At 57.1% G+C, this 19,758-nt stretch carries 12 protein-coding genes; 1 reads left to right on the top strand and 11 read right to left on the bottom strand.

Going from position 1 to position 19,758, the window contains the following annotated elements:
- Nucleotides 1-4: 4 nt before the first annotated feature.
- From H8696_RS09805 to H8696_RS09795, 3 genes are all read right to left on the bottom strand, one after another.
- The gene (locus H8696_RS09805) at nucleotides 5-766 is read right to left on the bottom strand and encodes a DeoR/GlpR family DNA-binding transcription regulator (RefSeq protein WP_249317251.1); all 762 of its coding nucleotides are present in this window, start codon (nucleotides 764-766) and stop codon (nucleotides 5-7) included.
- Between the two features lie 171 nt (nucleotides 767-937).
- Nucleotides 938-1,708: an IclR family transcriptional regulator gene (locus H8696_RS09800; protein WP_249317250.1), complete on the bottom strand. Its 771-nt coding sequence runs from the start codon at nucleotides 1,706-1,708 to the stop codon at nucleotides 938-940.
- A gap of 4 nt (nucleotides 1,709-1,712) precedes the next feature.
- A complete protein-coding gene (locus tag H8696_RS09795; protein WP_249317249.1) occupies nucleotides 1,713-3,002 on the bottom strand; it encodes an L-cysteine desulfidase family protein in 1,290 nt (429 codons plus the stop codon).
- Nucleotides 3,003-3,123: 121 nt separating this feature from the next.
- On the opposite strand from H8696_RS09795, the gene H8696_RS09790 reads away from it, so the two are divergent.
- On the top strand, nucleotides 3,124-4,350 hold the full coding sequence (locus H8696_RS09790) for a M20 family metallo-hydrolase (RefSeq protein WP_249317248.1): 1,227 nt from the start codon (nucleotides 3,124-3,126) through the stop codon (nucleotides 4,348-4,350).
- A gap of 47 nt (nucleotides 4,351-4,397) precedes the next feature.
- On the opposite strand, the gene H8696_RS09785 is transcribed toward H8696_RS09790, so the two are convergent.
- From H8696_RS09785 to H8696_RS09750, 8 genes are all read right to left on the bottom strand, one after another.
- The gene (locus H8696_RS09785; RefSeq protein ID WP_249317247.1) at nucleotides 4,398-5,621 is read right to left on the bottom strand and encodes a Gfo/Idh/MocA family protein; all 1,224 of its coding nucleotides are present in this window, start codon (nucleotides 5,619-5,621) and stop codon (nucleotides 4,398-4,400) included.
- Entirely contained in the window at nucleotides 5,622-6,449 is an 828-nt protein-coding gene (locus H8696_RS09780; RefSeq protein WP_249317246.1) for a sugar phosphate isomerase/epimerase family protein, read from the bottom strand.
- Nucleotides 6,450-6,539: 90 nt separating this feature from the next.
- Nucleotides 6,540-7,091 carry a 4'-phosphopantetheinyl transferase family protein gene (locus H8696_RS09775; RefSeq protein ID WP_249317245.1) on the bottom strand — a complete coding sequence of 184 codons (552 nt, stop codon included), beginning with the start codon at nucleotides 7,089-7,091 and terminating at the stop codon, nucleotides 6,540-6,542.
- Nucleotides 7,088-7,315, bottom strand: a complete 228-nt coding sequence (locus H8696_RS09770) for an acyl carrier protein (protein ID WP_249317244.1) — start codon at nucleotides 7,313-7,315, stop codon at nucleotides 7,088-7,090. Before H8696_RS09770 ends, H8696_RS09775 begins: the two co-directional genes overlap by 4 nt.
- 16 nt (nucleotides 7,316-7,331) lie before the next feature.
- On the bottom strand, nucleotides 7,332-8,981 hold the full coding sequence (locus tag H8696_RS09765) for an AMP-binding protein (RefSeq protein WP_249317243.1): 1,650 nt from the start codon (nucleotides 8,979-8,981) through the stop codon (nucleotides 7,332-7,334).
- Nucleotides 8,978-10,432 carry an HD domain-containing response regulator gene (locus H8696_RS09760; RefSeq protein ID WP_249317242.1) on the bottom strand — a complete coding sequence of 485 codons (1,455 nt, stop codon included), beginning with the start codon at nucleotides 10,430-10,432 and terminating at the stop codon, nucleotides 8,978-8,980. Before H8696_RS09760 ends, H8696_RS09765 begins: the two co-directional genes overlap by 4 nt.
- A 13-nt stretch (nucleotides 10,433-10,445) precedes the next feature.
- Nucleotides 10,446-12,302: a histidine kinase N-terminal 7TM domain-containing protein gene (locus H8696_RS09755; protein ID WP_249317241.1), complete on the bottom strand. Its 1,857-nt coding sequence runs from the start codon at nucleotides 12,300-12,302 to the stop codon at nucleotides 10,446-10,448.
- 32 nt (nucleotides 12,303-12,334) lie between these two features.
- Nucleotides 12,335-19,627 carry a non-ribosomal peptide synthetase gene (locus H8696_RS09750; protein ID WP_249317266.1) on the bottom strand — a complete coding sequence of 2,431 codons (7,293 nt, stop codon included), beginning with the start codon at nucleotides 19,625-19,627 and terminating at the stop codon, nucleotides 12,335-12,337.
- Nucleotides 19,628-19,758: the final 131 nt, after the last annotated feature.

Below are 19,758 nucleotides of genomic sequence, written 5' to 3'. Positions count from 1 at the left end.
AGGTTCAACAGATCAGTTCAATATGGCGGTCCGCCAGAAAAGCGCACCACTCCTGGGAGGGCTGCTCATCGGTGATAAGGGCATGGACCTTCTCGAAACCCATCAGCCGTACGAAGGATATGCGGTCAAACTTGGTGTGGTCCGCCACCAGCACCACCTTTTGACTCTGCGCCACCATGGCGTTTTTGATCAGAGCCTCATATTCATTGGAGTCAAAAATACCGGACGTCATGGACAGGGCCTTGCAACCCAGAAAAGCTATATCCATATGATAATGCTGGATGGTGTTCTGCGCCGCTACGCCGTAAAGGGACATGGATTTTCGGTTGAGAAATCCGCCGGTGGACAGCACATTGATGCTGCTTTGGGAGGTTTCCAGCAGCACCTCCACCGAATTGGTCACCAGCGTCTTGCCCGCGCCGTCCCCCATATGCCGCACGATCTCCATGGCCGTGGAGCTGGAGTCAAATCCGATAGTCGTTTCTTTCGCCATAAGCTGGACGGCCTTCTCCGCGATAATCCGCTTTTCTTTCAAGTTAATCTGGGCCCTTTGATTGAAATGGATGGAGTTTTGATTGAGATAGTCCGGATTGAGCACCGCGCCGCCATAGGTGCGGGTAGCTATTCCCCGCTTCTCCAGTTTCTCCAAATCCCTGCGGATCGTCTCCTCGGTGACCCCAAAACGGCCGCTGAGCTCGGAGACCGAAACGGACCGATCCTGCAGGAGTGTTCTTTCAATGAGTTCAATCCGATCTTTTTGCGCCATGAAATATCCTCCCAAGTTATTACCTATTTCCATTATAGACCATGTACTTTATAATTCCAAGCGTATTTTTGTTGATTCCAAAGATTATTAATCTGGAAACAACAAATGTAGTATTTTCCCAATACCGGAGGCAATAAAAAGGCCGCCCCCTCCGGAAGCGGCTTTCATCTGCTATGACTGCATGGCCCGAACGATCTGATCGGCGGCCTGCTGGAGTTTTGGAATCACACCGCCCAGCAGCGGGATCAAAAGCGGCGTAGGCGCCACGATGCTGAGCGTACCCGTAAAATGCTCCCCTTCAAGAAGGGGGACCCCCACCCCGCTCATGCCAATATCCGTTTCCTCTCGAACCAGGGAATAGCCCCGCTCCCGGGTCTTTTGGATCTCCCTGGCAAAAAGCCCGGGATCGGTGATGGTGTGATCCGTAAGCTTTGGATAATCCATGCTTTGCAGGAGCGTGTCCCGCTCCCGTTCGGGAAGATAAGCGATATGGAGCTTACCGGAAACCGTCGCATGATGCGGAACGTTGGAGCCCGGCCGAGGCGTGTAGGTGTAATGCTTATCCGGCGCCTCAGCGATATCCACCGTATAGATGCGATCGAAAAGGCACGCCTGAAGCCAGACGGACAGATCAAACTCCTCGGCGATGCGCACCATATGGGGATAGGCCGCGGTGCGCATGAATCGAACATACTCATCGTAAACCTGCCGCCCATTCACCAAAAAGGAGAGGCCCAGATGATACCGGCCCGTTTCCTCATTGCGCATCAGATAGCCGCAGGACACCAGTGTCTGTGCCAAGCCCCGTACGGTGTTCTCATTGAGATCCAGCCGTCCGCTGATTTCCCGCAGGGTGAGCCCCTCCCGCGAACCGCCGATTGAGTCCACGATATCCAATGCCCGCTGAACCGATTGTATCGGCTTTCCCTTGCCCGCTGTCATGCTCTCATTCCTTTTCTCCGTCGGGCTCCTCGCCCAGCATGATTTTTAAAATTTCCTCGTCGGTGGACTTCATGCCCACCCGGCCGACATAGCCCAGGTTCTCTATCGTCTTTTCCACATCCTCCTGCACAAGCCCTTCTCCGGACTTAAAAAACTTTTCATGGGCACTCATATGATGGGCCAAAATGGCGGCGTCCACGGCGGAAGCAATCTTCGCCGCACAGGAGGGCTTGGCACCGTCGCAGACAATGCCGCCCACATTGGCGATGGTGTTAATAATGGTCTTGGAAATCTGTTCATAGTCCCCACCGTAAAGGTAGGTGATGGCGGCGCCGCTGCCGCAGGCCGCGCACACCGCTCCGCAGTATGCGGAAAGGCTTCCAATATACCGCTTTTGATGGAGGGCCACCAAATTGCTCACCACCAGCGCCCGGTACAATTTGTCCCCGTCCACCTTCAATTCCTTGGCATACTCGATCACCGGCAGCGATGCGGCCATGCCTTGGTTGCCGCTTCCCGAATTGATCACCACCGGTAAAGGACAGCCGCTCATCCGAGCATCGGACCCTGCCGCCGCCATGGCACAGGCCCTCACCTTCACGTCATCACCGTAAGCGCTAAGCAGGGTTTGTCCCACACATGCGCCATAGCTGTGATCCAGCCCTTCCCGGGAAATGGCCATGTTCATTGCAATTTGATCGTCTAAAACCGCCCGAACATCTGCTAGATCCACCTCATCAGCAAAACTGAGAATATCCCGCAGATTCAGCAGATCCTTGTCCGCTCCCGGGGATGCCGCCCGGAACGATTCATCCTGAAAAATGATCCCATCGTTTTTCCAGATGCGGGAAATGTGGGTATGACGGTTCACGATCTCCACCGCCGCCTTTTGGGCGCCGCACTCTGCCTGGACCAGGATATATAGATTGGCTACGCCCTCCGCCAGTTTGCAGGTGCAGTAGCCCGTTCCCAAAAGCTTTGATGTTTCAGCAACGGCTTCCGGCCTCACATCCTGCAAGGCCTCCAGCTCCCTTCCGGCGTCCCCGCCCAGAGCGCCCAGAATGGCCGCCGCCTCGATTCCCTTCAGGCCTCCCGAGTTGGGCACCACCACACCCTGCACATTCTTGATCACATTGCCGCTGCAATGGGCGGTCAGATGCTCCGGCCTCGCGCCCAGAACCTCCGCCGCTTTAGCCGCCGCATAGGCGATAGCAATGGGTTCCGTACATCCCAATGCCGGCACAAGTTCGCTATGAAGAATTTGAACGTAATTATCATAGATGCGTTGATCCATTTCCCAACCTCCCATGTGGCTCTTTCCCATTGACATTCTCGGTCCATGTTGTTATAATACAAAATATAAACGATAATGTCAATTTATTTTTTATATTGTCGTGCACGAAAGGAGCTTGTTCATGGCCAACGCGAAACGTATTCAAAAGGATTTGGAAACCCTGCGGGACATCTCCGCCGGTTCCGGCGAAGGCACCACCCGACTCAGCTATACACCTGCCTATCGAAAAGGGGTGGAGTATCTGAAGGAGCAGATGCGTGCTTTCGGTCTCGTTCCCCATGAGGACGGGGTGGGCAACCTTTATGGCGATCTCACGGGCCAAAACCCCGATGCTCCCAAGATCATTTCCGGCTCCCATCTCGATACGGTGCACTGCTCCGGTTATTTTGACGGCCAGGCGGGCATCATCTGTGCGCTGGAGGCGGCCCGGATGCTGAAGGAGAGCGGCGAACCTTTGAACAGCACTTTTCAGGTGATGGCCACCATTATGGAGGAGGGCGCCCGCTTTCCCAGTCTCGGCGGCAGCCGGTTCGCCATTGGCGAACACACGGAGGAGACGATGGAAAACACCTTCGATATGGATGGGGTCAAGCTGGGAGATGCCATCCGGGAATACGGTCTATCCGGGAATCTTGAGGAAACCCGGCGCCGCCCCGAGGATGCCAAGGCTTTTCTGGAGCTGCATATGGAGCAGGGTCTGAAGCTGGATCAAACGGGCACCGATCTTGGCATTGTGGAAACCATTTACGGTTCCCGCTGGTTTATTCTGACCTGCCACGGCGCCACTTCCCATCCTTCCACGCCCATGGATATCCGCAAGGACACGGCTCTTGCCGCCTATAAGCTGATCACAAACATTGCCGATACCGTCGCTCGGGACTATGCCGGCAAAGCGACGGTAACCTCGGGAAGGATGCAGCTTTATCCCAACGATATCAACGCCATTCCCAGCCGCTCCCAGTTCTCCATTGACTTCCGTTCCGGAAAGCTGGAGCATCTCGATGCTCTGGAGGCCCTGATGCGGGAGCAGGTAAGGCTGATCGAAAAGGCCTATCGGGTGCGCTTTGATATTGCCCTGCATTCCGCGGCCCCGCCCACGGACAACAATCCCGTTCTTTCCAAGATGCTGGAGGATTCGGCGGAGGAACTGGGTTACAGCCATATGCGCATGGATTCCGGCGCCGGCCACGACGCCATGATCTTCGCCAAGATCTGGAACATTGCCATGCTGTTCGTGCCCAGCAGGGACGGCTATACCCACTGCCGCCAGGAATGGACCGACTATGAGAACCTGGCCAAGGGCGCCGATGTCCTGTATCGCGCCATTCGCAAGATTGACAAGCTTTAAGTAATAAAAAGCGTAGGACCGCTGGTCCTACGCTTTTTTTATGGCTGTTAGTCGTCCAGGGTAATCTCCTGGCCGCGGCCGGCCAATGCGGAGGGACGAATGGGCTTCGGCCGCTCGCAGCGAGTGGTCATGTTGTAGACCTGACCGGTCTCGCCGGAGGTGATGATGCCATGGATGACCTCGATGGCATGATAGCCGATGTCGTAGTGGGCGCGGGGCCGGCGGTTGTTGCGAAGGGCATAAGCCATGTCCGCAAGGCCCACACCGCGGCTGGAATCGTAGTAGCCGTGAAGCAGGGGAAGCTTCATGGTGCCGATCTTGGCGCGTTCACCCAGCTGGGCAGGCTTGGAACCCGGTTCCGGGGGTACATAGTTGGCCACGTCCAGCGGTTCCTCAATGCCGGCGCGGCGCAGGTACATCTCACCGCCAAAGTAGTTGGGATTGCCCAGGATGATGGTTCCGTCGGTGCCGTTGATCTCGAAGATGTCGGAGATGGTGGCATCGGAGGTCACCTGGAAGGTGCCATGGCAGCCGTTCGCAAACTCCAGAGCGCCGAACAACGAGGTGGGCGTATCCACATGGAAGTTTTCCTTGTACTTGGGATGGGCCGGATGGGTGTAAGGCCGGTCGGGGTTGATGGTGCCGCCGAAGCCGGCCACACGATTGATCGTGCCCAGGAAATTGATCATGGCATGGAGATAATAGCCGCCCCAGTCAAAGGGCAGGCCGCCGCCCCGATGAAGCGGGAAGAAGAAGGTATCCGGACCGAGGTCAAACTGCTCGGTGTTGGGCTGATAGCTGCAGTTATGCTGAGCATGGATGGCGATGGGCGTGCCAATGAAGCCGTCGTCAATGTACTTGCGGGCGGACTGGATCCAGGCACCCAGGAAGGTATCGGGAGCGGTGGTGAACATCAGTCCCTTTTCCTCAGCCAGGTTGACCAGCTTGGTGGCCTCCTCAAAATCACAGGCCATCATCTTCTCACAGTACACATGCTTGCCGTGCATCAAAGCGTCCCGGGTTACCTCAAAGTGGGATTCAGGATAGGTGAGGTTGCAGACCACTTCGATTTCCGGATCGTTGTAGATCTCCTCGTTGCTCATCTGCTTGACGCCCCACTGCTCCGCCATGGCGGCCGAGCGCTCCGGAATGAGGTCGGCCACGCCCACCACTTCAATGATATTGAATTTGGTCATCAGATTGGGCATGTAGGTGCGCCTGCAGATCGTGCCGCAGCCGATCACGCCGACTTTCACTTTCTTCACTTGCATTTACCAGTTTCCTCCTTTAAGATAATCTAGATCTTCCTTTAAACTATCGAACGTATCGGGCAGATAGCTGTGCCGGCGCTCGACAATAAACTCTTTGACGCCGATGGCTTTGCCGGTGGGAATCACCTCGTTCCAATCGAGAAGTCCCTTGCCCAGCGGGCAGTCGGCCTCGTCCTTAACCTTTCGGAAGGCCAGTTCCTCCGGCGTAAAAATGGGCCTGCCATTCTCATCCAAATTCATCTTGGCGGGGAAAGGCTTTTCCGGCCCTATTTCCAGGTCGCTCTCATTGACATGGAGCAGCTCGATGCGGCCCGCATGTTCTTTGAGATAATTCACCACATCCACTCCCGCCGCCGCGGCCCAGCCGGCATCCAATTCAAAAATTACCGTTTCAGGATCCGTATTTTGAATGAGAATATCCAGCAGATAGTCTCCGCCGTCCCGGTGGAACTCCGGCGTATGGTTGTGGTAGCCCGCTTTAAGGCCCTCCGCCTTGCAGATGCGGCCCCATTCATTGAGGCTTTCGGCCAGTTTCAGGCAGTCCTCCCGGTTCGTCAGCCTGTGGGAGGCAATGATCATGTACCGTCCGCCAACCGCCTTCACATAGGGCAGGTCCCGAAGCAGGGTATCCGCACGCACATGGGCTCCCAGCGGCTCAAGCTTCAAATCCTTGAGCAGGTTCTTCATCCCGGCCTCGTCCATGCCGCCGTAATTGGAGCCGGCGAACTCGACGCCTGCGTAGCCCAGCCCGGCAATGCGCTCCAGCATTTCCGGCATGGGACGGGTCTCATTGTGGAGTGAAAACATCTGCAGATAAACCTTGTTCATCAAAGCCACCCCTTTCAGGTTGCAGGTCCAACGGTCGCTATCATTATACCAAAGTCCATCTTGAATTGGAATAGAAAAATGTAATGCTTTTTATTTTCTTAGAAAAATTTTGGAATTCACAGGACCGGACGAGCATACACACAGACTGTAGCCCGCCGCCAGGGGGAAATGGGTAAGGATTACATCTTTTCCTTGGATCTTACAGTCCCGCACCACGGAGAACTGGGCAAAACGATCGGTAATGCCTTCGCCCGTATACTTCACATAGCTCTCCTTCGCCGTCCAAAGATCAAAGAAGTCAAGATAGGCTGTGCTTTCAAGATAGGCCTGCTCTAAGGGATGAAAGAAACGTTTGGCAATGGCGGCCGCATCACAGGGGCGATGCTGCTGCACATCCACGCCGATAGGTTCCGTGCTGAAACCCAGCACCCAATATTCACCGCTGTGCGAAATGGAAAATTGGATTTGCGGCGCATGCGGGAAACAGGGCTTTTGGCCCTGGGAAAACTCGCCGAGACTGAGATCCGGCTCCAGGCCCAAGTGGGCGGCAAAAGCCTTCGCCCCCTCCGTCAGGCGGGGGGATGGCCGCACGCCGCCCGTCTGTTTGGGGTAGATATACAGCCATAATTCCGCAGGATTCACGGCTCGATTCCCTTTTCTTCCATGTATTCGATAACGTCCTTGACCTGATGCATCTGCCACACGTCCCGTGTGGGAATGGAGGTGTCAAAACGCTCCTCAAAGGCGCATACGATATTCATGATATCAAAGGAGTTGAGTTCCAGATCTTTAATGAAATCGGTTTCATAATTGACATTCCTTTTGCCCGTCACCTGATAGATAATGTCTTGAATCAGTTCCAACATGGGTCCGCCTCCTTGATTAAATCATTTGCCGCTTGATCTTGCGGGAGGAAGTTTTCTCAAATTCGCTCTCTCGGATATGGATCATCTGGATCTGTTTGTAGGAGGGCAGTTTGGCGTTGATGCGGTCAACCTCCTTTTGCAGCGTCTGAAGAATATCGTAGGAGGTCATGCCTTCCACCTCCCTGGGATTGGGATAAACCATCACCGCCAGTTTCACATCGTCCGTGGAACTGCCCTGAGTAACGCCGTAGGCGATCACTTCCTGGACGATGGGTATGGAACTCAGATATCCTTCAATCTCCTCCGGAGAAATCTTCTTGCCATTTTTCATCACGATCAGGTTCTTCTTTCGTCCGGTGATAAAAAGCTGCCCTTTCTTATTCACATAGCCCAAATCTCCGGTGCCGAACCAGCCGTCCGAGAGAGCTGCCTGCGTCAGTTCCGGCCGTTTGTAATAGCCATTCATCAAGGACACGCCCTTGACATAAATTTCTCCATCCCTAATATCTATTTCATAGCCTGGGACAACATACCCCACGGAGGCAAAATCATAGTCAAAGGGGTCGTTAACTGAGACCAGCGGCGAGCACTCGGTGATTCCGTAGCCCTGCATGACCAGGATGCCGAAAGCTTCGAGCTCCTCCCCGATCACGCTGTCCAGATGGGCTCCACCGCTCACAATGATGCGCAGACTGCCAATGGGGGAGCTGCGGATCCCCTCGATCAGCTTTGCAGGCATGAACATCGAGGGTCTTCCCAGCGCCCGGCCCATGCGGATAAGCCGCTGAACGGTACTTTTCTTCACCGATTTCTCAATTCCTGCCCAGATCATGCGGTGAAGGGTTTCCACAATAAGGGGCACCGCCACCAGCGTTCTTGGCTGAAAACGCTGGATATCCCGCAGGATGGTCTTTAGATTGCCGATGCAGATATTGTAGCCGCCGATCAGGCTTCCGATGACCGCGCAGGTCAGCCCGTAGGTGTGATAGAAGGGCAGAGAGCAGAAGGATTTCTTATCCACCGGCGCGATGGCAATGGAAACGGCCGCGTTGGCCATGAGCGCACGATGGCTGAGCATGACCGGCTTGGCTGTGCTGGTGGTGCCGGAGGTGTAGACGATGACCGCCGTCTGTTCACCGGACAGCTCCGGACGGGTCCAGCCCCCTCTTTCCTCATAGGCAGCCTCCCCCAGGGCAACGAAGGCATCAAAACCCTCCTCACCTTCCCGGTCCACCACCACCATCCGGTCCACATCTTCGTCCAAGAGAGGCTGACAGATGGACACAAAGTCGCAGGAGACCACCATGAGCCTGACGTCCGCCTCCCGAATCATGCTTTGTATGGTTTCATCGGACTGCTCCACGTCGATGCACACAGCCACCGAGCCGCTGGCAATGGTGCCGAGATAAGCGATCAGCCATTCATAGCTGTTTTCCCCCACAATGGCCACATGCTGGCCGCCGAATCCGGCTTCTATGAGGCTTTGGCCAAAGGCCATTGCGTGGTGCGCCACCTCTTCGTAGCTGAAGGTCCGTTCCTCCCCCCGGCGCGTGTAGCTGGTCACCGCCGGCCGCTTCGCGTATCTTGCAGCGATATCGCAGAGAAATGCCCCGAAATGCTCGTGATTCAGCACCGGCTTCGGGGGAATCTTGTGGATCGTATTCATGCTTCCTCCTTTGGCAGTTCGGGATAGGTCCAGGCGATATCTTTGCGGATGGCCTCGTAATTCTTCAGGATATCCAAAAACACATCCACCACCCGGCTGTCGAACTGGGTGGCCCTGCCCCGTTTGAGCTCCGCGACGGCCTCGTCCAGCTTGAGGCCGGCGTGGTATTTGCGGTCGGAGGTCATAGCGTCAAAGGCATCGGCCACGCTGATGATCCGTGCCTCGTCGGGGATCTCCTCCCCTTTGAGCCCGTTTGGATACCCCTTGCCGTCAAAGCGCTCATGATGACTTTCCACGATGGGCGCAATGGGCTTAAAACGGCTTATGGCGGACAGAATTTCGGCGCCCCGGGCGGGATGCTCCTTGATCACATCGTACTCGGTGGGGGTCAGCCGCGTATCCTTTTGCAGAATCTGATCGGCGGTGCCGATCTTGCCCACGTCATGAAACAGCCCGGCCAGCCGGATCCGCTCCAGGAACGCCTCATCCTTGCCCATTGCCTCGGCGATAAGCACCGCATAGTGACTCACACGGTCCGAATGGCCTCGGGTGTAGATGTCTTTGGCGTCCACCATCGCCCGGATAGCCTGCACCACCTCAAGGTAACTATCCCTGAGGGTGCCGTAAGCATCGCTCAGCGCATCATGCAAAAGGACGTTGCTGAGCGCCGCAGTCACCTGCCGGCCATAGATTTCAAATAGCTGCAGGCCTTCCGCCGGAAGATCCAGGCCAAGATCCGCAGCCAGAATGCCGATGCGCTGCCGCTGTTCATCCAGCAGGGGCACCAGCACCCAGCCCTTTTTGCATAGGAGCTCGCTCCCGAGTTCAGCCGCAAGCTCCTCGGGGAAAGCCGCCTCATCCGCCGCTTCCCTCAGCATGAGCTCCGGCCCATGCTGCAGCCGGATCCAGAACCTGCCCCTCGGGAAAATCTTTTTGGCCTCCATTAGAATCGTATCCAGGATTTCCTTCACCGGCTTCAACTGATGAACCTTGGCCGAGGAGGCCACCACCTGGCTCAGCCCCTCCTGGTAGCGCCGGATGGTGCGCATCTGGCGTATGGATTTGACGCAGGACTCCACCAAAAGCTCCAGCTGATCGAAACGGTCGCTCTTTTCATAGTAGCCCTGGATGGCCAGCTCCCGGATCGTCTTGATGGGCGGCGCCATACTCTTGTGACCGGTGAGCAGGATGATATAGAGCTCATCGTTGAATTCACGGATTCTCGAGACCACCTCATCGCCGCAGATGGGACGCATCAAAAAGTCCAGCAGCATGATATCATATCGGCCTTCCCGCACCCGCTCCACCGCCCGTTCCGGGTCGTTCTCCGTTTCCACACGGAATCCGGATGACTGGAAGTAAGCCTGCAGGGTCTCGGTCATGATGACGTCGTCGTCCACCGTCAGGATGGAAAACTCATTTTGTTGTTTGCCAATCTTATTCTTTCTCATGTCAACTCCCTCGTCAGCCCTTGGCCCTAAAAGCCACATTGGTTAATGGTATGGATATTCCAAAGATGGATCCGCCTTCCGGATTGTCCTCCAGCCACATGAATCCACCAAATTTTCCTTTGATAACCGCGTTGGAGATATAGATGCCAAGGCCCGTGCCCTGCGCACCCTTGCTGGTGATCATCTGTTTGAACAGCCGTTTTTTGATCTCCGGCGCCACGCCGCTGCCCCAGTCCTTCACCTGAATTTTGAGATGCTCCTCGTCCCTGTCGATCCCGATGACGATATCGCCATTTCTGCCCTTCTGGGCGTCAATGGCGTTGGAGACCAGATTGTTCAGTACCTGCACCATGTTATTGATATCGCCCTGAAGATAGATCTCATCCTTGAAGGCGTTCTCCACCCTGAGCCCGCAGTGGCTGTTCAACAGCTCATGGCGAAGAAGCAAAGACACCCGCCGGATGAGTTCACTGAGGGAGAACTCCACCCCCTCCGATACATTGGCGTTGGTGGCCTGTCCCTTCACGGCGCTGATGATATCGGACATGTAGGCGCAGGCTTCCCGGATCTTCACCAGCCACTCTGCGATCTCCTGCCGGATCTCCGCATAATCCTCCGCCGTCACATCGGGATCGCCCATGCTGAGCGTGCATTCCTCCACCAGATTCTCCACCGCCACCGCGCTGCCGGAAATGCTCATGATGGGGGTCTTGAGATTGTGGGCCAGTCCGCCCACCATCTGGCCCAGCGAAGCCAGGCGTTCCTGCTCCATGATGCGGGTATAACTGTCCTGAAGCTTTTGCATGCTCTCCTTGATCTTGGTCACATCCTTGAAGATGGCAACAAAACCATGGATTTCGCCATCAATGAAAAGGGGCGTGATTTCCACCATGTAAAAGAGTTTGACCGCTTCACCGTCCGTCTCCTTGAAGATGGACTGCTCATAGGAGATGTTTGAAGCCGTCCTGCGGCAGGACTCCACCGCTGAAATGAGATTGTAAAGACCCGTCCTGTTCTCCACCCCCTCCCGGGCGGCGCAGTCCTGGAGATAACGATTCTCGTCAATACCGTACTGCTTCCCAAAAAGATGGGCAAAGGGCAGGTTGTAGCTGATAATAAGGCCGTCCTCGTTGATGACCAGATAACAGTCGGAGATCCAGTCCAGCACCCGCTGGGTGGCCACCGGCTTGATGTCCAGCAAATGGAAGTGGTAGATGGCCAGCCCATGACAGACGATGGTCACGATAAAGCTGAGAGGCGTGGCCACGATGGAAAAGTAGGGCACCCGCAGCATGGCCAGAAAATTCACCACCAGCGGCACCGTGCTGCCAATGGAAAAGAGCACCGCCTGTTTCATATAGAGCTTGTTGTCATGCCGGAGGGCGAAGCTGTAAATCACCACATTGGTCATCACTCCCATGATGAAGCCATAGATACCGGACACGGCGACCATGGGTCCGAACACCACGGTGTTCACATCCACCGAGAACACCCTGTAGAACAGATGATGAAGGGGATTGGTCCACACCATGATGTTAATAAACAGGGGCACCGCAAAAAGGAGGTAGTAGCTTCTTGGCAGTTTCTCCAGGCTCTTCGCGTAGGTGAGCACGATGAGAAGTCCCAAAACCGGAGCGCCGGCACAGCCGATATACACCACGGCATCCCAAACGTACAGCATGGTGGTATCGGCGAGATCGGTGAACTTCATGGCGATGAGGGCCAGCATCCAGATGATGATGACCGCACCCACCGTGATGTACAGCCGATGGATCAGAAAGATCTTGGTGGACAGGCTGTTCCTGATGATAAAGGCCGCAATACATACCACGGCCATGATCAGGCACACCAGTTCGAAATCAGAATACACACCTGCACCTCCCTTCCCAATCCCCTGTACCTCTAAAACGCCTTGAGCAGCATCCCAATATCGGTCTTGGGCCAGATGAAGCCCAGCTTTTCCATCTCCTCCGCCGTCCGCTTGGCGGAGGGCCGAATGCGCATGGGCACGAGTTTGGTTCTCGTCCAAAAGTCAAGTAGCATGGAAAGCTCCTGGGCCAATCCTTCATTCAGCTTGGCGCCGAGATGGCGTTCAAAGACCTCCACCGGCACCTGGGGCACCGGTCCCCGAAAGGCCTCCACCATTTCCTTCAGCGTCAGCGTATCGGGATTGAAGGCGTGATAGACTCGTGCTTCTCCTTTGAGCAGCGTCACAATGGCTTCAGCGCAGAGATCCACCGCCGTCAGCTCCATGGGAAGCTCCCCATAGCCCTCCGGCATGCAGTCCATGTGCCGGATGCCCTGCACGAAAGCATAGAGGGAATTGCCCTCCGGATTTTTCTGAAACACACCGTCATCGCTTCGGCCGACCAGGTGACCCACCCGGAAGATTTTCCCGCGAAGGCCCCGGTCCATGGCCTCCCGCACCAGCTGTTCGGCCATGAACTTGCCCCGGACGTAGATGTTTTCCCGCCAATTCTGACCGATTTCAAAGTCATCCTCGGTGTAAACCACCTCCCGGCCGGGGTCCCGCAGCAGATGCTCGCCGCTGACGCTCACCGTGGAAATATGATACAGCGGCGCCTGCCGCTCCTCAGCGAATGCAATGACATGCGCCGTGCCCTCCCGGTTGGTCCGAAGGGAAGCCGCCTTGTCCCCATAGTGGCGCACATCCGCCGCCGCATGAAGCACGCCCGCTATGGGGCCGGGGTCCGCTGAAAGGCCGAGGCCCGCCAAGGAGATATCCCCGGCCAAAACCTCCACGTCCCGTTCATGGGCCGCCGTCCAGCCCTTTCCGAAATACCATATCAGCCCTTCAAGCAGCCGTTCGCGGCTTCCGCCCCGAATGGGGCAGATCACACGATAGCCCGCCTCCATCAGAGCGCGGATGAGATGCGCGCCGAGATAACCCGTGCCGCCGGTGAGCAGCATGGCCTTCCCCTTAGCAAATGCCGGTGAGGACAGCGACCGGTCCGCCGTTGAGGCCGACCCCGCTGAAAGGGGTCCCGCCGTCCCCCCCGACGGCAAAAACAGGTCCCCGTCCAAGGCGGCCGGCAAAGCCGCGGTTTTCTCCGGCGGCGCCGTTACTCCGATCTCCCCATCTCCAACCCGATTTCCTCCATCCGCCGCGCCCAGAAGCGCCGCCTGCTCCGTCAAAGTGGGATGATCATAGAACTGCTCCAAGGTCAGCGTCCAGTGCCGATTGAAGTACTGTCCCAGCAGATTGAGGGCGGACAGGGAGGTTCCTCCCTGTTCGAAAAAGGATTTCGCCGGATCCACCGGCCCGCCCAGCGCCTTCTCCCAAAGGGCGGTAAGTTCGCCGCAGGCGCTGGAGGACGCCGCCGCAGGCGCGTCCGCTGTCAGTCCCTTCTCCAGCGCCTTGAGATCGGTTTTGCCGCTGGCCGTGCGGGGCAGCGCCTCCACCGCCTCGATGCGGGAGGGCACCATCACCCGGGGCAGATTCTTGGCCAAATAATTTCGAAGCTTGTCCTCTCCATAACCGGCCTCCGGTACCACAAAGGCCCGCAGTTCCTTGGTGCCCGCCGAAGGCACGGCGATCACGGCACTTTCCCGCACCAGGCCGGAAGCCATCATCTCGCCGGCGATTTCCGACAGCTCAATCCGCTGGCCGTTGATCTTCACCTGACCGTCCCGCCGTCCCAGAAAGTCAAAGGTGCCGTCAAGGCGCAGCCGCGCCAGATCCCCGCTCCTGTACATCCGCTGACCCGGGAAAAAGGGGTCGGGCAGAAAAGCTTCCTCCGTCAGGTCCGGACGGTTGATGTATCCTTGGGCCAGGCATTCCCCAGCCAGATACAGCTCGCCCTGAGCCGTGGGCAGCGCCAGCCCGCCATCCTTGTCCAGCACATACAACCGGCAGTTGTGCAGGGGCTTTCCAATGGTCACCTGCTTTTCCTTGGTCATATCGCCCACCGTCACATACACCGCCGCTTCCGTGGGTCCGTACATGTTGAAGATCTGCACATCACCGGTATCCTGCAGCTTTTTCAGCAACTGGGCGGACAGGGCTTCGCCCACCAGAATGATTCCCTTCACCCTAGCCATAGCCCTGCGGAAAGCATCGTTGCCAAGACACATCTGCAATCGTGAAGGAGTGAACTGCACAAATTCGGCGCCCTGGGTTTCGATGAGCTCCGCCAGCTTCCAGGGCAGCATCATTTCCTCGTCATCGGCAAGCACCACACCCCTCCCCAGCGCCAAAGGCAGCAGGTTCTCCGTGATGAAGGTGTCAAAGACGATGCTGGTGGAACAAAGCACCGGGCCTGCCGACGGCGCCATGATCTCCTCTATGCTGACCAGAAGGTTTTCCAGCGCTCTATGCTGGAGCATCACTCCTTTGGGCTGTCCGGTGGAACCGGACGTATAAAGCACATACATCAGATCCTCGCCGGTGCGGCCTTCCACCGCCGGCACGCCCTCCGCCTCCGCCGCAGCAAGCGCGGGGCAGGGCAAATCAGGCAGTTCTATTCCCGGCTCGTGGAGCAGAAACTTAGCGCCGCCATTCTCCAGCATGTAGGAAATCCGTTTTTCCGGATAGGAAGCCAGAACGGGAAGGTAAGCGCAGCCCGCCTTCAGGATGGCCAGCATGGCCGCGATCATTCCCGGGGTTCTCGTCATAAGAAGGCCGATCACATCCCCCCGCAGGGCGCCGGAACGGATGAGGTGCATGGCCAGCCGGTCGGAGCGCGTCTTGAGCTCGCCAAAGGATATCCGCTCTCCATGGAAGACAAGGGCCGTTCGTTTTGGATCCACGGCTGCCACCTGGTCAATCTGCCGGTCCAGCGGCAGATCCATGTAGGGCGTGCGCCGCCGCCACGGCTTTTCAAAAAATTCGTATTGGTCGGCAACGGGCAGAATCTGGAGTTTCTCCACCGGTCCGCCCGCCCGAACGGCATCCAGAAGCGTCAAATAGCACCGCCCGTAAAAATCAATGGTTCCTTCATCGAACAGAGCGGTGGCGTATTCGAAATAAAAGTCCAGCCCGTCCTCACTCTGGGCGGCCTCCAGGCTCAGATCCAGTTTGGCCGTACCCGTGTCAATAGCAAGATAGGAAAGGGCGTGGCCATCCAGCGCGAAACCCCTGTCCGAGATGGGTCTCAGTGAGAAAAGCGTGTTATAGAGCACGTTCTGCCCAAAGCTGCGCCTGACGCCCGCCGCCGTCATCACATCGTCCAGCGACACGTCCTGATGGTCCAGCATGGCGATCACCCGGCGGTGGGTCCCGGCAAGATACTCCTCCACGTCCCCTTTCGGGCAAAGACGCAGGGGCAGAGTCTGTATAAACAGGCCCAGCATGTCCTGCAGCTCGCTGTGGCCGCGGCCCGCCACCGGCGTGCCGACGGCAAAGTCACCGTTCCCGGATACCCGGGAAAGAAGAATGCCGAACGTCCCCATGAGCAGGGAAAACAGGGAGATCTGCCGCTTTTTGCAGTAGACAAGAAGATCTTCCGTCTTTTCCTTGTCCAGATGGAAGGCCCGCTTCCGGCCCCGGCCGTCCGGGGTCTTTGGCCGGGGATGGTCCAGCGGCAGTTCCAGGGAGGGAACATCCCGAAGGGCCTCCTTCCAGTAGTTCAGCTTCTCCGGCTTCCTGCCGTGTTCGGTCCTCCAGCAGGCATAATCAAGATAATTCAGCCGCCGCTTCACTGATCGTCCAGCCAATAAATCGTTCAGCCGCTGGGTCACCAGCGCACTGGATAGTCCATCACTGACAATATGATGGATATCCATAAAAAGCACATCCCCCTCCGAATCCCGCCACAGGGCGGCACGGATCAGGGGCGGCGCACTCAGATCAAAGGGTCTCACGAAGGCCCGAACAGCCTCATCGTAGGTGCCGCTTAAAATATTCACATCGAAAGGAACGCTGTCCAGCACCACCTGGCGCAGCTCGTTTTCCTCCAAACGGAAAGCGGTGCGGAAGATGGGCTCCTCGTCGATGAGCCGGCGGAAGGCCTTCTCCAGGACCTCCCGGTCCAAACTTCCCTGCATGCGGAAAGCACCGGGCATGTTGTAGCTGAGCCCGGTGGGATCGATGCGGGTCTCGAAATAGATGCTCTGCTGCGCCGGCGTCAGGGGATAGCTGGATTGAGCCGGCGCCGGCTGAATGCCAGATGCCGCCTGGACGCCGCCGTCCAAAAGCCGCTCCAAGCGGCGGGCCGTGCGGCAGGTGGCCAGGTCCTCCACCTTCAGCAGAACGCCCAACTTCTTCTCGATTAATCCCAACGTCTCCAGCGCGTTCAGCGAATCCCCGCCAAAAAGGAAGTAATCGCTGCTCCCGTCCATTTCCGGGCGGCCCAGCACCTGTCGAAAGATCCCCACGATCCGTTCCCCCATCTCGCCCACGATGGACAGACCCGCTTCTTCCTCCGGTTCCGGCAGCCTGTCGTAGTCCACCTTGCCATTGGCGGTGAGCGGGATCTCCCGAACCCATTGCAGACGGGAGGGAATCATGTAGCCTGGCAGATAGCCGGCCAAAAAACGCAGAAGCTCCGTTTCCTCAATGGCACTTTCCGCAGCATAATAAGCGATGAGGACCGTGCTTTGCCCGCTCACCTTCGCCTTGACCGCCGCAGCCTTCACCGCGGGATAGGCCTCCAGTCGGGAGGCGATTTCCTGGGGCTCGATGCGAAGGCCCCGAAGCTTGATCTGGCTGTCCCGACGCCCCGCCAGCATCACTTCTCCCTCCGCGGTCCAGCAGGCCACGTCCCCCGTGCGGTACATGCGCTCGCCATGGACGAAGGGGCTCGGCATAAAGGCGCTTCTTGTCAGCTCCGGCGCCCCATGATAGCCCCGGCCCACACACAGCCCGCCAATGTAGAGTTCGCCATAGACGCCCACCGGCAGAGGATGCCGCTGCTCGTCCAGCACATACAGCCGGCAGTTGTCCATGGGCCGGCCGATAGTGATGGCGGAAGCGCCGTTCATCCGTTTATAGCTGACCCCTATGGTGGCTTCCGAGGGGCCGTATTGGTTGTAGATCCGCGCAGAGGTAACATTTTGAAGCTCCTGCAGAAGGGAGCCCGTCAGGCTTTCGCCACCGCACACGATGCTTTCTATGCGCTGCAGCGCCTTCAAAAAATCGGGATGTTTCATGTAGGCGGCGAGCCGCGAGGGGGTCAGCGCCAAAAAACCCACGCCGTAGTCCCGGATAAGGCGGGCCAAGCCGGCCGGTCTATGCTCATCCTCCTTTTCCGGCAGAACGATGGTCTGCCCGTTCAAAAGGGACACCATGCTCTCCAGAATGAACACGTCAAAGCCAATATTGCAAAGGGACAGGACCGCTCCGTGCCCGTAAAGGGGCCTCATGGCGGCGGCAAAATTGATGAGATTGCGGTGCTCGATCTCCACACCCTTGGGTTTGCCCGTGCTGCCCGAGGTGTAGACGATATACGCCAGGTCCTTGGGCGACGCCGGACAGGCATAGGGCGAGCACGCCCCCGCTTTGGTGAGATCGAGGTAGGGACCGCTGGGCAGCCGCTCATCCCGTTCCCCCTCGCCCACCATCACAGCCCCGCTGCTTTGGAGTATCTCGTGAATTCTGCCCTCCGGCAATTCCGGCGGCACGATCACCCAAGGCCTGCCCGCCGCCGCCGCGCCGGCCATGGCCTTGAGAAGGGCGTAGCTCCTGGGTAAAAACAGTGCCACCGGTTGATCCGGTTCCGGCGTCATTGCCAAGATTGCTCCGCCGATTCTGCGGGCATCCTCCAGAAATGCCCGGTAGGTGTGGCGCACGCCCCTTTCAATCACCGCAGCGCGGCTGGGGAACTCGCCGGCCACCCCTGCAAGGCGGCCATAGACCGTGTCCTCCTTCAGGGGGCGGTTGGTCCGATTGAACCGGAAAAGCACCGTCTCCTGTTCCTCAATGCCCACCACCGACAGATTTTGAATGGGCTCCTCCGGATGGGAGAGCGCCTGAAACAAAATGTTGACCAAATATTGATGGAGGCTTTCAATCTCGGGATCGGTAAAGAACTGGGCCAGATAGTCATAGCTCACCGAGTAGTGGCGAATATCTTCCATATTACTGAGATGAATACACAGCTGTTCCGCCTGATAGCCGCTGTAATGCCATTGACCGGAGAAGCTGACTGACGCGTCGGCGCCGGTGATCACCGTTCCGTTCTGGTAGGACAGCACGATGTGGAACAGGCGGTCCATGGCGGGATGATGCTCTCTGGCCAGCCTTCCGATCTCCTCAAAGGGGAACCGCTGATGGCGCAGCAGTTCAAACCAGGCTTCCGCCAGATGGTCATTGAATTCCACAAGACTCCAGCTCTCCTTGAGTTCCCCAAAAAAGGGCAGGGTACTCACGAACATGCCGGTGGTCTCCCGGTCGGTGCGGTCCGCACGGTTGAAGATGGGAACGCCAATGCTGAACGCATCCCCGCCGCCCATCCGTTTCAGGTAGATGGCAAGGGCCATATAGAATACGGCAAAGGGTGAAACCCTAAATTTTTCACAAAAACCATAGATGGCGAGGTTGAGCACCTCTGGAAGCTCATAGGATTTGCGCTGGCCCACCGGACTGATATGGGCGCTTCGGCACTCCTTGAGGGCGGCGGGCTCCACTGGACCCGCCACTTTCCCGCTCCAGAATTTCAGATCCCGGCCATATGCCGATGAATCCATGTACGCCCGCTCCTTTTCAAGATGCAGACGGTAGCTGGGCGTTCCTTCCAGCTGGGGCTTTTTGCCCGCCAGAAGCTCCAGATAGACCTTTGCGATGCGGTTGCTGATCAGCATCTGGGACCAGCCGTCGGAGATCAGATGATGGGTTTTGAGCAGGATCCCCCCCTCCGACTCCCCCAGCCGAAAGATATAAAAATGGAAAAGGGGCGCGTCAACGAGCCCCATCACTTCCCGGGTGACCGCCTGCTCCCAATGATGGAAGCCGCTTTCCGAGGCCATGGAAAAATCATACACCGGAAAGGTGCTGTTCTCAAAGGGCACGACGTACTGCAGGGGCGTGCCCTCCACCACGCGGATGCGGGTGCGCAAGGTCTCGTCCGCCTCCAGAATGAGATTCAGCGTCTGCTGGATGCAAAAGATGTCGAACCGGCCCTTAATCCGAATGGTCTCACAGATATTGTTGATGGAGGTAGCAGGAAAAGATTTTTCTAAATTCCAGATATTGCTTTGGTTTTGGGACAAAAGATAGGCGTCCTCCATCCTTCCCATTGTATTCACCACCGCAATCATCCTTTATATTATAATTATCATTATCCATGATTCGACAGATACCTATGTTAATTATAAATTTTTTATTACAAATAGCAAGCTTTTTGTAACTTATTTTTGAAGAGATTGGC

The organism is Gehongia tenuis (assembly GCF_014384795.1).
Classification (GTDB): domain Bacteria; phylum Bacillota; class Clostridia; order Christensenellales; family NSJ-53; genus Gehongia; species Gehongia tenuis.
This window is presented reverse-complemented; position numbering and strand designations above follow the sequence as displayed.